Below are 14,562 nucleotides of genomic sequence, written 5' to 3'. Positions count from 1 at the left end.
GCAGCATCGAGAGCCGCCGGTATTCGACCCGGCCGGGCCGTGAGGCGCCGAACGCGTCAGAACACCATCGGGCGGTCGTCGTCGTCGTCGAAGGTGCCGCCGAGCAGATCGACGTCGATGTCGCAGACGACCGGAACGTGGTCGCTGGGCGCATCGCCCTTGCGTTCGTCGCGTTCGATCGACGCGCCGGTCACGGCGTCGGCGAACGCGGGCGATCCCATGATGAAGTCGATGCGCATGCCCTGGTTCTTCGGGAACTTGCCGGCCTGATAGTCCCAGAAGGTGTAGCCCTCCGGCACGATCGGGCGCACGACGTCGGTGAGGAGCGTTTCGAAGGAGGCGAACATGGAGCGCTCCTCCGGGGAGACGTGCGTGGAGGCTCCCGGACGGAACGAGGGATCGGCCATGTCCGTCTCGAGCGGCGCGATGTTCCAATCGCCCATGAGTGCGAGCGGCAGCTGCGGATCCTCATCGAGCCAGGCGCGCGTGTCTTCGCGGAGCGCCTCGAGCCACGCCAGCTTGTAGGCGAAGTGCGGATCGTCGAGCGAGCGGCCGTTGGGCACGTAGAGACTCCACAGGCGCAGGTCGCCCACCGTGACGCCCAGCGCACGGGCCTCGTGCGGCAGCTCGTTCGGGCCGAAGCCCTGCACGGCCTCCTGGCCCTTCACCGGCTTGCCGAACCCGGGCATTCCGTCGAACTCTCGCGCCACGTCCGTCATCTCGTGACGGCTCGCGATCGCCACGCCGTTCCACTGGTTGAGCCCGTGGATCTCGACCGAGTAGCCGGCCTGCTCGAACGCGGCGATCGGAAACTGCTCGGGGCGGCACTTGATCTCCTGCATCGCCAGCACGTCGATGTCTTCTCGCACGAGCCAGTCGACGACGCGGCCGAAACGAGTGCGGATCGAATTGACGTTCCAGGTGGCGATGCGCATGCGAATCAGCCTACCGCTGGGCGCTTGCGCAACTCCGCTTCCCGAGTCAGACTCTGGGCAAGGCCCGCGAGGATTCGGGGCGCGGAGGGAGCGTCATGGCGGCGCGGGGGCAGGGCGGTCCGGTCGGGAGCGCATCGCGGTTCCACGACGCAGGCTCCGAGACGTCGTCGAGACCGCGCGCGCCGAGGGTTCGGTCACGCTGCTGCTCGGAGAAGCGGGGAACGGCAAGGGATACCTCGCGGAACAGGCCGCGCTGGCGCTCGCCCACGAGCATCCGGGCGTTGTCTCGGTGCACGTGCTGCCGCGGCCCCCGCGCCCTGCGAGCGGCATCGCCTCCGTTTTCGCCGCGGATGCGTCTCAGTCTGCGGGGGAGCACGCGCTCGGAGACGCCTCGCCCGCCGACCGAGTCGAAGAGGTGCGCGCCACCATCGGGCGCGCGGATCCGGCGGCGCCCGTGATCCTCGTCGCTCCTGACATCGACGAGTACTCCCCGCAGGATCTGCGCATCCTCACCGAACTCGCGCGCACCCGCGCGTTGCGCATCATCGCCACCGCGCGTCAGCTGTCGAGTGCGATCGAGCGCGTGGGCAGCGGGCCGCAGGTGCGTCGCCTCACCGTCGGACCCCTCGACCTCGAAGAGAGCGCTCTGTTTCTCTGCACCATGCTCGGCGTCGACCGCATCGACCCCGATACGCTCCGCCGGTGGCACACGGTCTCGGGCGGCAACGGGTACGCGCTCGCGGTGCTCGCGCTCGCCGCAGACCGGAGCGGGGAGCTCCGCCGCAGCCACGGCACGGCGTGGGCGGCACGGCTGCACGACGTCGTGACGGGGGAGTACGCCCACCTGCTCGCCGACTCGTGCACCGACGAGGAATGGCGGGCGCTGGAGTTCGTCGCGCAGGCGGAGCCCATCATCGAGACGGCGCTGCTGCGCAGCGTCGATGCGGGCGCGCTCACGGCGCTCTTCGAACGCGGCCTCGTCGTCACGCAGTCGCGCTCGGGCACCCCCTCGCTCACGCTCGGGCATCCATTGCTCGCCGCATCGTTGCGGGCAGGCATATCGCCGGTGCGGCGCATCGAACTCGACGACCGCATCTTCGTCCTGCTCGATGAGGATCGCGCTGGCGTCGACCCGGTGCTCGACACCGAGCGACTCATCCGGCTCGTCGTGTTCGGCACGGCCGCGGGCCGGAACGTGCCGTTCGCCTGGATCTGGCGAGCATTCGAATCCATGGCCACGGGCGGCGACCCGCGTCTGCTGCTGCGTCTCGCGCGCGTCATCGCCGCGCACACGGATGCCGACGGGGCGCAGGCCGGAAGCGCTGCGCTTCGAGCCGTGCGCATCGCTCGGCTGCTCGGCGACGAACCCTCCCGCCGCGGCACGCTCGACCGCATCGAGGAACTGCTCGACGACGCCCAGCGCCGCGATGAGATGCCCGCGACGCTGGAGATCGGGCTCGCGACCACCGTCGCACGGGAACGGGTGAGAGACGGCGGCGATCTGGACGCCGTGCTCCGCGATCTCGACGCGCTCGAAGTGCGAGCGTCGAACGACGCCGCCATGGCGATGCTCGGGAGCACCCGCGTGCACGTGCTCGCCTACACCGGCCGACTGCGCGAGGCGGCGGACGCATGCCCGCCGCTCGAACTCTCGCCGGATCTCGGCATCGAGTGGGCCAGATCTCCCGGTCGTGCGATGGCCTCCCTCATCCTGGAGCAGCGCGGCGCGTTCGAGGACGCCGTGGCGAGCGCCGAGCATGCGCAGGCGCTGAGCCGCCTCGGGCCTCGTTCTCGGAGCGATCTGGTCGACATCCACGGTTTTTGCACCTTGCTGGGCTACTGGGTCAGCGGCAGCCGCGAGAGCGCGCGGCGCGTGTACGAGGAGCTCTCCGGTCAAGCGTCGGCAGATGCGCACGCGGAAGCGCACTACTCCGGGCTCGTCGAGGTCGGAGCGATGCTGCTCGCGGTGCAGGAGGGGCGATGGACCGAGGCGGCCGCGAGCGGTGATCGACTGGCGGATCGCCTCGGCGCGAGCGACCCGTACTCCCTCGCGCCGCTTGTTCAGGCCGCCATCGCGCTGGCTCTCGCGGTGCTGGGGGAACGCGACCCCGCACTGCGCGCGCTCGCCGCATCGGAGTCGCCGGAACGCGGGGTCGCGCTGGCGCTCAGCGGACACCGACGGATGCTCGCGCTCCGCGCCCGACAATGGCTGCGGGATCCGAACGCGGTCACCGGCGCGGCCGACATCGCCGAGTGGGCTGCGCAGGAGCACCTGCCGTACATCGAACTGCTCGCGCGGCACGCGCGCGCATTCGAGTCCCGCAGTGCGACATCCGATGAACTCGCGCATGTGCGGCACCTGGCGTCCCGTGTCGATGGTCCCCTCGGGGCGGCGCTCGTCTCCCACATGCAGCGGCTCGCTCGCGCGGACGGGGCCGGATCAGCGGCCGGAGGCGGTGTTCGCTCACGAGCGGGCACCGCTGCCGGGCAGCAATCCGCCGGGCAGGATGAACCCGAGATCCGGTTGCTCGCAGATCTCGGAGTCTGGCTTCCGCTCCCCCCAGCCGGTGGGTTGACCCCCCGCGAACGCGAAGTCGTGCTGCTCGCAGCGCTCGGATACTCGAGCCGATTCATCGCCGAGCGACTCTCCATCTCCGCCCGCACAGTCGAGACGCATCTCTCGCACGCCTTCGGCAAGATCGGGGTCGAGAACCGCGATGAACTGCGCGAGTGGGTGGCACGGAATCGCTCCGTGATGGCGCCCGCGAAAAGTACGTAATTCCCCCGGATCCGCCCCGGAAATCGCGCACGTAGCCTGCGATCAGGTTGACCGAAGTCGCGCGGCCCGGGGGAATTCTCAAGTGCCATGCGCACCTGAGAAGCGAGACGAATCATGCATACATCGATTCGGGGCAACGGCGATGGAGCCGCACCCCGTCTGCAACGCAGTCGCTGGTTGATTGCTCTCGTCGGCGCCGTTGCGCTGACGCTCGGCCCCGGTATCGGCGCTGCCGTCGCGGCAGAACCGCTCTCCCCGGCCGACGGCACCGTCGAGGTTTCCGCCGCCGATGCCGGCGCGGTGACGGAGCCGGAACCACAGATCGCGCAGCCCGCCGCGGCACCCGTTCCAGAGCCGGTGGTCGAGCCGGTGGTCGAGCCGGTGGTGGAGCCCGTCGTTGAGCCGGCGGTGGAGCCGGTCGTTGAGCCGGTGGTCGAGCCCGTCGTTGAGCCGGTCGTTGAGCCGGTCGTCGAGCCGGTGGTGGAACCCGTGGTCGAACCTGCCGCAGAGTCGGTGGTCGAACCTGCCGCAGAGCCGGCCGCACCCGCGGCGGCACCCGAGCCCGCTCCAGCGGAGGACACCAAGACGAAGACCGGCAACGGCAGCGAGAACCCGCATAACAAGGTCACGCTGTGCCACGCCACCGGCTCGGAGAAGAACCCGTACGTCTCCCACACCGTGAACGCGAACGGCACGGCCAGCGGACACATCGGTCACCAGGGCGGCCGCGACATCATCCCCCCGTTCACCTACAACGAGCACGGCTCGGAGATGTCATACGGCGGCCAGAACTGGGATGCAGCAGGTCAAGCGATCTGGGCGAACGGCTGCAAGCCGGTCGATCCTGATCCCGATCCCGGTTCGCCCGTGCTCACCATCGATCCCATTGCCTGCGTCGCAATCGATGCCCCGCTGCCCGAGACCGTCGCCGTCACGGTCTCCGGCCTCACCGAAGCCGGCAGCTGGACGCTGACCGTGACCGGTGGAGCCAACGGGAGCAGCTCGGTCGACGTGACCGGGAACGGCGTGTACGCGGTTCCCGTCAGCGGTGTCGGCAGCTACTCCGTCACCATCGGGAACGGCGACACCGTCGCCGGTTCAGCGAGCTTCGTCATTGCTCGGTGCCCCGACCCGCGCGGAACAGATAAGCCTGTCATCGAGGTGCCGGACCTCGCCTGCGTCGAGGTCGACGCGGAGCTGCCGGGCACGATCTCAGTGATCGTCAGCGGACTCGTCCCGCCGGAGGACGGCGCAGCACTGGCCGACGAGGGCGGGTACCTCCTGCAGATCAGCGGCGGATCGGGTGAGACAGCCTCTGTGCCGGTGGACGGAAACGGAAGCTACGCACTGCCGCTCAGCGGAACAGGAACCTACACCGTGGAACTGCTGAGGGGCGGCATGACCGTCGCTTCGGGCTCCGTGGTCCTCGAGCGGTGCGAGCCGGTGACTCCGGTGACCCCGCCGGAGCCGCCTGCACCGCCTGCACCGCCTGCACCACCGGCCGTGCCGGTCGAGCCGAGCCTCGTCCAGCCACCGACCGTCCCGTCGATGACGCATCAGCCCGCACCCGCGGCGCCGATGCACGTGACGCAGCAGCAGCCGTTGCTCGCAGTGACGGGAACGTCCGGTGACGCCGCCCTGCTGGGAGCTGCAGCCCTCGCGCTGATCGTCGGGAGTGGGCTGATGATATCGCTGACGCGTACTCGTCGCTCGTAGTCGCGACACGACGCACTGGAGGCATCGGGGATCTCCCCCGATGCCTCCAGTGCGTCGTGCACCGGCATGCTCAGCTGAGTTTCCAAGGGCACACCCAGTGCCACCATGTACATTGAATCGTTATGTCGGGCGCGATCAGCGCTGCCCGCGCGATCCTGGGAAGCTGAATGACACAGAAACCTGCTGGAGCACTCGAACGGCACTCGTTCGTGCGACATGGCAAGCTCCGTCGTTCGAGCGCATGGGGCAACGCGCTCCGCGTGCTGCTCACCACCGCAATCGTCGTGGTGCTCAGCGGCGTCGCGACCGTCTCGTACGCCGTCTGGGGCCTGGTGCAAGACATCGACACGGTCGAGCTCGGCAACGAGTCGACCGCTGTGGGCGTGGGCGATGCCACGATCGACGGGCCCCTGACGATTCTGCTCGTGGGCTCCGATTCACGGGCCGGCCAGGAGATCGACGACGGCGAAGAGGGTGAGCTCAACGACGTCACGATGATGCTGCATGTGTCAGCAGACCACAAGAATGCGACGGTCGTCAGCTTCCCGCGAGACCTCATGCTGCCGATTCCGAGCTGCCCCGGACCGAACGGCGAACCCGACTACTTCTCGGCGATGAGCGAGCAGCAGCTCAACTCGACCCTCGCAAACGGAGGATTGCCCTGCGTCGCCGAGACGGTGTCTGAACTCACCGGCATGGAGATTCCCAACGCTGCGCTGATCACGTTCGACGGCGTCATCGGCGTCTCGAACGCGATCGGCGGCGTCGAGGTCTGCCTTGCGCAGCCGATCGTCGACGAGCACACCGACCTCGACCTTCCCGCCGGTGAGAACACTCTCGTGGGGCTCGAGGCGCTGCAGTTCTTGCGCACCCGCCACGGCGTCGGCAACGGCGGCGATACCAGTCGCATCAGCAACCAGCAGGTCTTCATGTCTGCGCTCGTGCAGAAGATGAAGAGCGCCGACACGCTCTCCGATCCGGTGAAGGTGTACGGGCTCGCGAAGGCTGCGGTCGAGAACATGACCATGTCGAAGAACATGGCGAGCGTGCAGTTCATGCAGCAGGTCGCGAACACGGTGAAAGACATCGACCTGCAGAACATCAACTTCGTGCAGTACCCGTCGTTCGACCACCCCTACCAGTCGGGCCGACTCACGCCCGACTACACGAGCGGCAACGCGCTGTTCGAGGTCATCAAGAGCGGCCAGCCGTTCGCGGTGAACGGCGTCGGCGAAGGCGTCGAGGTCGAAGGGGCCGACGACGGCACCGTACCCGAGACGGGAGCCGAGACTCCGGCGACGGAAGAGGCGCCCGCGAGCGACCCGAATACGGGCGAGCCGATCCCGGACCCGGCAGTCGAGGACCCGGCAGCCGACCCGGCTGCTGAACCGACGGACCCGGCGACAGGGGGCGGCGCGGGGGAGACTCCGCTGCCCGACAACGTGACCGGCGTGCAGGCGGACAAGTCGGTCTGCTCCCTCGGTCGCACCGCGTACTGAGCCCGATCGATTTCCACCGCGCCCGTTCGTTCGGGTAGAGTGGATGACGTTGTTCGTGTATGGAGACGTGCCAGAGCGGCCGAATGGACTTCACTGCTAATGAAGGGTCGGGGTTAACTCGACCGGGGGTTCAAATCCCCCCGTCTCCGCCAATTGAACAACACCGAGAACCCCCGAACATCGTCGAGAAATCAATGGAGTTCGGGGGTTCTGGCCTTGCGTACTCGCGGATCTGGCAACAAATTGGCAACATCCTGGGAAGCGATCGCTTGATCGAGGCGCTTTGTGAGCGCTTCGAGGTCGTCATCGAAAAGGTCGGAATAGACATCGAGGGTCATTGCCGCCGACGCGTGACCGAGCATTCGTTGAACCGCTTTCACGTTAGCTCCGGCGCTCACAGCAAGCGAAGCTGCCGTGTGCCGAAGGTCGTGGAGCACCATCCGATCCACTCCAGCATCGTCTAACGCGCTTTTCCACCACGATTTCGATCCTCTACTGGCTCGAACCCGCTTCATGAATCCGCCGTAGCCGTTATCGAAGACGAGGTCCGTAGATTGTTTAGTCGCGCATCGGATTCTGAGTCGCTCGAGCACTTCCGCGGGAACGGGTACCGCGCGAGTCTCATGAGTTTTGGGAGTGCCTTCATGAAATTTGCCATCTACCTCGACTACGTTCCGTGTGACATGGATGCGGCTCTTGTTGAAATCGATGCTTGATACTTGGAGTCCAATGAGCTCGCCCCATCGTAGGCCGCAATAGCCAAGCGTAAGCACGAGCGCGTGGTGTTGGCCTGCTGCCGAAGCAACTCGCCAGAGCTCTCGGTGCGTTAAGTATCGGCGTTTTCTGTGAAGCGTCTTTCGGGGAAGTGAGATACCGCGGGACACGTTGCTCGCTACGCGTCGATCCCTCTCAGCCGTATCAAGAATGCTGGCGAGAATTCCGTAGGCCCTTGCGACGACCGTAGAGCTCATGCCGATGCTGGATACCCACGTCTGCACCTCAGAATGACGTATGTCCGCGATCGCGCGCCCACCCCACTTCGGTTCGACGTAGTTCTTCCACGAGGCTTGCAAGGAAGCAAAGCTCGAAGGCTTCAAGACGCCTTTCTTGGAAGCGAGCCAGGTAGCGCCAAGTTCGCGCACCGTGACTCTACCTTCACTGGCCGTGACGTACTCGCCACGGGCCTTTGTGATCTCCACTTCAGCGAGTCGCAGTTCGGCATCTCTCTTGCGCCTGAAGCCTCGCTCACTAGTTTGTTTGTGATCGGGACGTCGGTAGATGATGCGATAACGTTTCTCGCCCTTCGCTGTCTGATACGCGGAGATGCTGCCCATGATTAAGCCCCGAGCTCTGCAGCGGTGTGCAACGCTTGTTGGTTGTGCTTCCCTTCGGCTAAACGGTGCGACAGGTTGAGTATCGGAGCTCCATCCTTTTCACCGCGCGTTGTCATAAAAATGATGATGGCAGCACTCTCGTTTGGGAGAAGGGCTGAAGTCCATCGACTTTCGCGAGCGTGCCTAAGGCTCGTTCGTGTGGCTCGCCGCCACCTTTGGGGGTCATGACTCGTGTCCTCCATCCCGTAAAGCGCTTTTGTAATAGCCGGCGGTATGTGGAGGGCGGGTTTCACAAAGCGCGCGGCCCGCGTTGTGTCCTCCGCCGGGATCGCCCCATCACGTGTAGCAACGGGTCCACAGACACACGCGTCGGATGGTACGTCAAGGTTGAGATCGTTCAAGCTGTTCATTTTCATTTGGAAAGCGTATCGGAACAAAAACTACATGTACACTTTTTACGTACACGATGCATAAGGGGGGGGATCTGATGGGCGAACGGCTGCTTACTCCAAAGTCGCTTACGGAGCTAGTTCCAGGCACGACAGTCAGTTACTGGGCTGGGCTGCGTTTCAAGGCAGTAGGACCGAAATATTTGAAGCCCAGTCCTCGAAAAGTTCTGTACGTCGAAGCGGACGTACTTGCGTGGCTGCGAAGTACTGAGCGCGGTGGTGCTGCGGAGGCCGCCCGACGGGCGTAACGACTTCGTGCGCATCCGCACGAGAACGAAATGGACAGCACGGGGACCCGCGGTATGCGGCTCATGCTAAACATGGTTTTGAGCCTATTCCCGCGGTTGGATGGAGTCTGAGCAGCAGTGTCGAGAAACTCGATCTGAGCTGGCGGAGAACGTACACCATAGAATGCCCCAGAGTCTGCCGCACCGACCCCACCCGCGACGACCGATACAGTCGCATTCGAGTTCCCCTCAACTCCGATGGCGGAAGACGTGCCTAAAGCTGTCCCCGCCCCTGGGCGTCCCCAAGCGATATGCGATGAAAAGGTACAGCTCGGTGTGAAAGTGAGCGAAGAGCTGAAAGGGCGAGCGCGGGCCGCCTACAAGGAAGCTGCGTATCACGAAGACGTGTCCACCTTCCATCAATTCGTATCGCAGGCGCTCGAAGCTGAAATTCACCGCATCGAACTTGCCTACAACAACGGAGAACGACTCCAGCCGCGCGCAGAGAACCTCCGCCGTGGCAGACCAGCACTCTAACTGTCAGGCCGTCAGAACCCCGCGCTGCCAAGCCGGCGCGAGGGGTTCGTCGTTGCCTTCACGAACTGACGCACCAACGCGCGCTTCTTGAGGAAGTACGCATGCCGTTCGAGCTCGCCCGCCGCATACTGTGACTCGAGTTCCACGAGGGTCTCATCCGCGGCCGCCGCACCAAACCGAGAACGGTCCTGCCCGAAATCATCACTCGATCTGATCTTCATGCTCTTGCCTCACGCACTTCATCTCAATGTGTTGTGGCACGCCTAAACAGCATCTCTCGTTTCATCGTCCACACCGGAGCGCCCTAAAGCCCGCCACGGCCGATCCTGATCGTGCGCGGGCCGAGCTTCTGAGTGATCGCATCGAGCGTTTCCCCGATGCGTCGACCCTCATACTCCGGCTCGAATAAAGCCAGGGGAGTGACGTTCGTCTTCGTTCGCAACCCCGTGAGCACGACGCCCGCTCGCACGTAGTCAGAGCCCGGGCGAATCTTCGGGAGCACCGTGAACGCCGCCTTCGTCAGGCCCACCGGGTCATCCGTCTCGGTCGGCATCCCCACGGCCACGTGGGCGGTATGGAATTCGCCATCGCGGAAGGGCCTGGTCGACGCCCACGCGGACACGATGCCGGCGACCAGGCCGTGCTCGCGTAGCCGGCTGCTGGCGCGCTGCGCGTAGATTGACAGCATCTGCTGCATCGACTCTCTCGTCTTGACGGGCTGAGAGAACGAGCGCGAGAGCATCAGCTGGTCTTTCTGGGGCGGCTGCTCCTCGAGCGGGATGCACGGGATGCCCCGCAGCTCGAACACGGTGCGCTCCATCACGACGGAGAATTTCTTCCTGATCCACTTCGCGTCCGTATCGCGGAGATCTTTCGCGGTGAAGATGCTCATCGCTGCGAGGCGCTTCCCGGTGCGGCCGGCAATGCCCCAGAGGTCGGTCGTTTTCGTGCCCGCGAGAATGCGTTCCAGCCATTCGGGGGAGTACGCCCCCAAGTGGCACACGCCGCCGAGTGAGAGGTCGGCTTTCGCGCCCCGGGACGCGAGCTTGGCCTGCGTCTTAGACGGGGCGATACCGACCCGGACGGGGATCCCGGTGTAGCGGAGTACTTCGGCGCGGATCTCGTGCCCGATCGCGGTGAGCTCCGCAACTGTGCCGTGCAGACCGATGAAGGACTCGTCGATCGAGTACACCTCCTGCCAGGCGGAGTATCTGCCGATGATCTCCAGCACCCGGGCCGACAGTGAGCCGTACAGTTCGTAATTGCTTGAGCGGGCGACGACGCCGGCACTTGCTGCCCAGTCTTTGATCTTGAACCAGGGAGCGTCCATCTCCACCTGCAGCGCTTTCGCTTCGCGCGATATCGCCACCACGCAGCCGTCGTTGTTGGAGAGGACCACTACTGGGCGGCCATAGAGGGAGGGGTCGAGTACGCGCTCACAGCTCGCGTAGAACGATTCGCAGTCCACGAGCGCGATCATCCGCTTACGATCGGAGGACACGGAGCAGGATCCTCGTTACGACGCCCCAGATATGCAGCTTGGACAGCTCGGCGACCTCGATGTTGGGATGCTGCCGATTCTCCGCCGACAGGATCACGCCGGAGGGGGTGACGCGGAGGCGTTTCACAGTCATCTCGCCGTCGACGACGTGCCCGTCCTCCGGTGAGATCGAGCGGTCCACGATCAGCTCGTCGCCGTCGTAGATCCCGGCATGGGTCATGCTGTTCCCGCGGGCGCGGATCAGGAACGTGGCGACCCGGTTCGGCATCAGGTGCTCGTTCCGATCAAGCTCGGTGGTCTCGTAGTCCTGAGCGGGGGAGGGGAACCCACACGCCGCCTCAACGCTGGCGAAGGGAAACGCTATGGCAGGCGCGTCAATGCTGAGTACCCGCACATTTTCCACCCACATATCGCCCCACAATCATCGAACACATGTAACCGACCTCAACGATGGATCACCCGCTATCTCGTCGATTACGAGTCGGACATACTCGAGCGCCTCGCATCATGGGTGACAATTCCCTCGGTCGCTGCGGGTGGTGGTTGGCGTGTCGAGAGGCCAGATGTTATCAATCACAACCGTGGCAAACGCAGATCAGTGAAGCCTGGGATGGACCGGGTCTATGTGGCCATCTGGGACCATTCTCATCTCGCGTACGCTCGTGTGCTTCCGGATGAGAAGGGTGCAACATGTGCACCGTTTCAGCGGGACGCGGCAGCGTTCTTCCATGGTCACGGGGTCATGATCCGAGAAGTAATGACGGACAACGCGTTTAAATATTGGTTATCGTGGGAGTTCCAGCACTAACTCGAAGTGCTGGGGCGAATCAGGTGCTGACAAGGCCGCACTCGCCATCGCAGAATGGGAAAGCCGAACGGTTCAGCCGCACGATGCAAGAAGGCAAGAAGGATGGGCGTACCGTCGCCCCTTCACATCGAACCAAGAACGCACAGATGTGCTGGGGCCATGGCTTGAGCACTACAACTATGATCGGGGACACACCGCTTGCGGAGGCCTACCCTGATCAGTCGTGTGTCACCAACGATCTCACCGGGTATATCTAGATCTGCATACCCGACGCCTGCCCCAACCCGCAGGATGCAATCTGCCTTGCGGTGCCTGGAGTCGAACTGGTCGAAACTGCATCGGCTGAATGGCTCCAATGCTTACTTTCCAATGCTTGCCGCCTGCCGACACTGCAAACATCACCCTCGGGCGTACTGGCGCAAGATTGGGAATATCCATAAAGGCCTAAATTATCTTGAATGGTATCCAGATTGGATAGGCCTGTTTGGAGCCCGTCGATCTATCGTGTAATCACACGTACTAGGTGGACTCGCCATAGTCCCGTACGCATTTGGAATCAGCTTGCACCAAGGAAGATGTAGGTAAATCATGCAAATGACTGGTAACGCACTCCTTTTTGAAGGTGTAGGCAGCGAACCGTATCTTCAGTCTATAGAAACACGTCCGCCTCGCCATGGCGAAGTCCTTGTCAAGTTAGAGGCCGCTGGTATCTGTCACTCTGACTTGCATGTGTTGAAGGGTGAATGGCCGATCTGGGAACGGACCGCGCTTGGGCACGAAGGTGCGGGCATAGTTGTCGGGTTGGGTGAAGGGACTACCGGCCTTACCGTGGGAGATCGTGTGATACTGAGCTGGTATGCCGCGTGTGGGTACTGCAGTGCATGCGTGGACGGAAAAACCTGGCTTTGTAGTAAAAGTAATGCTGTAAATCATATGCTTCCTGACGGCACCACGCCGTTGTCTGCGAAAGACGGCCGACCAGTGCAGCCCTATCTCGGCGTGTCCGCCTTTTCAGAGTACGCGGTGGTTCCGCGTGAAGCAGTAGTGAAGGTCCCGCACGAAGTGCCTCCCGAGATTGCGGCGTTGATCGGTTGTGCGGTTACCACAGGTGTAGGTGCTGTGTTGAACACTGCCGGGGTTAAGGCGGGCGAGACTGCGGTGGTTGTGGGCGCTGGCGGCGTAGGGCAGGCGATTGTGCTCGGACTGCGACTATCGGGGGCAAGCAAGGTCATTGTGCTCGATCCATCAGAGGAACGACTCGAAATAGCCGCTCAACTTGGTGCCACAGATGTCATCGATGGCATGTGTTCGCAACGCTTCGAGAAAGTTAAAGAACTGACTGATGGTGAAGGCGTGGACTTCGTATTTGACGCCATCGGTATATCTCGTGTTACCGCCGACGTCATGAAGTACTTGAAGTATGGCGGCGCAGCCGTTCTCGTAGGTATGCCAGCGAAAGACGACAAAGTTACCATCGACCATTGGCCTCTTGTGTACTCAGGTCAGAGAATTTTAGGTTGCCACTACGGTTCTTCGCGACCCCAAGCAGACTTTGTGAAAATCGCGCGGCTCTACCTCTCCGGGTTACTTCCCCTCGATCAGTTGGTCGGCGACAGAATTCCGCAAACGCAAATTTCTGATGCGATCTTGGGGCTTGAAAAGGCGGCGGGAAAACGTGTTGTCGTCGACTTCAAAATGACCTGAAGTCCAGTCGAAAGCTTTAACCACTGACGTAGAAACCCATTTTTTAGCGAAAAGGAACATTGTGAAGAAACAGTTTCGGAAATGGGCCGGTATGGCCGCATCAAGCCTTAGCGTTGCAGCACTGCTGGTCGGATGCAGTGCCTCTAGTAATGAACCGGGCAATGACGCCCCAGAAGCAACCAATGGCGCCATCGCTATGGGCTTTGCAGGACTGGACATTGACATCTGGAATGACATCCTGGCTCTCATGGAAGAGGAAGCAGCGGAAGCCGGATATGAGCTCTTGAGCAGTGACCCACAGTGGGACGTGCAGAAGCAAGTTTCTGACTGGGAAGCGTGGGTTCAGCGGGGTGATGTGAAAGCCATCATGGGCTTTCCAGTTCAGAGCGACGCAATGGTGCCCGTGACGACTCGAGCAGTGGAAGCGGGTGTTCCAGTACTTGCTTACGGAACTTTATGGGATGGTGCGCTCGAAGGAACTATGTTCGACCCTTACGAAGACGGCTACATGGTAGGTACTGCGGCCGCGAAATGGATCAATGAGAATAAGGCGGAGGAGAGCACAGTCCCTGTTGCTCTCATCGCCGACAAGACTTCGGATCTCGGTAATGGCCGAGTTCAGGGCATCCAGGACGCTCTGAGGGAGTTGGCACCCCAGGCGAAGGTACAGGAGCTTCCAGGAATTTCACGCGAAGATGGCAATAGTGCAGCTAAGAGCCACCTAATCGCTGTTCCTGAAACTTCGGTTTGGATCGGAAACAACAATGACAATGCGCTCGGTGCGTACCAGTCACTGCTCGATTCGGGTGTAGCTAAAGACGATGGGAATTATTGGATTGGCGCGCCTGACGCTACGAACGAAACACTCGATGTGATTTCTATTCCCAACAGCATCTGGCGAGGTGGGTTCATCCTTCCTGCAGCACCTATCGCTGAAAGCAATGTGAAATTGCTCATCGCAGCCGCTGAAGGAAGAGAGGTCGTAGCTAACACGGTACCGTTGACGCCCGTTGACGCCTCGAATGCCAACGAATTCTACGTTGACTAACGCTCGCGCCCTGCCCAACGTAGCG

At 63.0% G+C, this 14,562-nt stretch carries 11 protein-coding genes and 1 tRNA gene; 7 read left to right on the top strand and 5 right to left on the bottom strand.

Translation table 11 applies throughout. From position 1 onward, the window contains the following. Nucleotides 1–56 precede the first annotated feature (56 nt). On the bottom strand, nucleotides 57–935 hold the full coding sequence (locus tag JSQ98_RS09720) for an exodeoxyribonuclease III (RefSeq protein ID WP_090152843.1): 879 nt from the start codon (nucleotides 933–935) through the stop codon (nucleotides 57–59). On the opposite strand from JSQ98_RS09720, the gene JSQ98_RS09715 reads away from it, so the two are divergent. From JSQ98_RS09715 to JSQ98_RS09700, 4 genes are all read left to right on the top strand, one after another. After that, nucleotides 934–3,714 carry a LuxR family transcriptional regulator gene (locus tag JSQ98_RS09715; RefSeq protein WP_211649489.1) on the top strand — a complete coding sequence of 927 codons (2,781 nt, stop codon included), beginning with the start codon at nucleotides 934–936 and terminating at the stop codon, nucleotides 3,712–3,714. The genes JSQ98_RS09720 and JSQ98_RS09715 overlap by 2 nt on opposite strands. Nucleotides 3,715–3,828: 114 nt before the next feature. Then, complete coding sequence (locus tag JSQ98_RS09710; RefSeq protein ID WP_211649487.1) at nucleotides 3,829–5,430, top strand: hypothetical protein; 1,602 nt, start codon at nucleotides 3,829–3,831, stop codon at nucleotides 5,428–5,430. 167 nt (nucleotides 5,431–5,597) lie between these two features. Continuing rightward, a complete protein-coding gene (locus tag JSQ98_RS09705) occupies nucleotides 5,598–6,929 on the top strand; it encodes an LCP family protein (RefSeq protein WP_211649485.1) in 1,332 nt (443 codons plus the stop codon). A 61-nt stretch (nucleotides 6,930–6,990) separates the two neighbouring features. After that, nucleotides 6,991–7,081 (top strand) — tRNA-Ser (locus tag JSQ98_RS09700). A 39-nt stretch (nucleotides 7,082–7,120) separates the two neighbouring features. Here the strand turns inward: JSQ98_RS09700 and JSQ98_RS09695 are convergent. Further along, nucleotides 7,121–8,263 (bottom strand): tyrosine-type recombinase/integrase, encoded by a 1,143-nt coding sequence (locus JSQ98_RS09695; protein WP_211649484.1) that lies wholly within the window; start codon nucleotides 8,261–8,263, stop codon nucleotides 7,121–7,123. A gap of 934 nt (nucleotides 8,264–9,197) precedes the next feature. Between JSQ98_RS09695 and JSQ98_RS09690 the strand changes: the two genes are divergently transcribed. Beyond that, the gene (locus JSQ98_RS09690) at nucleotides 9,198–9,476 is read left to right on the top strand and encodes a ParB family protein (protein WP_211649483.1); all 279 of its coding nucleotides are present in this window, start codon (nucleotides 9,198–9,200) and stop codon (nucleotides 9,474–9,476) included. Between the two features lie 11 nt (nucleotides 9,477–9,487). On the opposite strand, the gene JSQ98_RS15275 is transcribed toward JSQ98_RS09690, so the two are convergent. The 3 genes from JSQ98_RS15275 to JSQ98_RS09675 all read right to left on the bottom strand — a co-directional run bounded on the left by JSQ98_RS15275 (nucleotide 9,488) and on the right by JSQ98_RS09675 (nucleotide 11,386). Then, nucleotides 9,488–9,622 (bottom strand): hypothetical protein, encoded by a 135-nt coding sequence (locus JSQ98_RS15275; RefSeq protein ID WP_283242026.1) that lies wholly within the window; start codon nucleotides 9,620–9,622, stop codon nucleotides 9,488–9,490. Nucleotides 9,623–9,780: 158 nt separating this feature from the next. After that, entirely contained in the window at nucleotides 9,781–10,977 is a 1,197-nt protein-coding gene (locus JSQ98_RS09680; RefSeq protein WP_346728770.1) for a Y-family DNA polymerase, read from the bottom strand. Further along, nucleotides 10,961–11,386: a LexA family protein gene (locus JSQ98_RS09675; RefSeq protein ID WP_211650501.1), complete on the bottom strand. Its 426-nt coding sequence runs from the start codon at nucleotides 11,384–11,386 to the stop codon at nucleotides 10,961–10,963. The genes JSQ98_RS09680 and JSQ98_RS09675 overlap by 17 nt, the downstream gene beginning before the upstream one ends. Nucleotides 11,387–12,373: 987 nt before the next feature. Here JSQ98_RS09675 and JSQ98_RS09670 point away from each other — a divergent pair. Beyond that, on the top strand, nucleotides 12,374–13,489 hold the full coding sequence (locus JSQ98_RS09670; protein WP_346728769.1) for a zinc-binding dehydrogenase: 1,116 nt from the start codon (nucleotides 12,374–12,376) through the stop codon (nucleotides 13,487–13,489). Between the two features lie 61 nt (nucleotides 13,490–13,550). Further along, entirely contained in the window at nucleotides 13,551–14,537 is a 987-nt protein-coding gene (locus JSQ98_RS09665) for a sugar ABC transporter substrate-binding protein (RefSeq protein WP_211649480.1), read from the top strand. The last annotated feature ends 25 nt before the right edge of the window (nucleotides 14,538–14,562 follow it).

This window comes from Leucobacter manosquensis (genome assembly GCF_018304845.1).
GTDB lineage: Bacteria > Actinomycetota > Actinomycetes > Actinomycetales > Microbacteriaceae > Leucobacter > Leucobacter alluvii.
The sequence above is the reverse complement of the archived record's forward strand: the minus strand, read 5'-3'. Positions and strand labels throughout refer to the sequence as shown.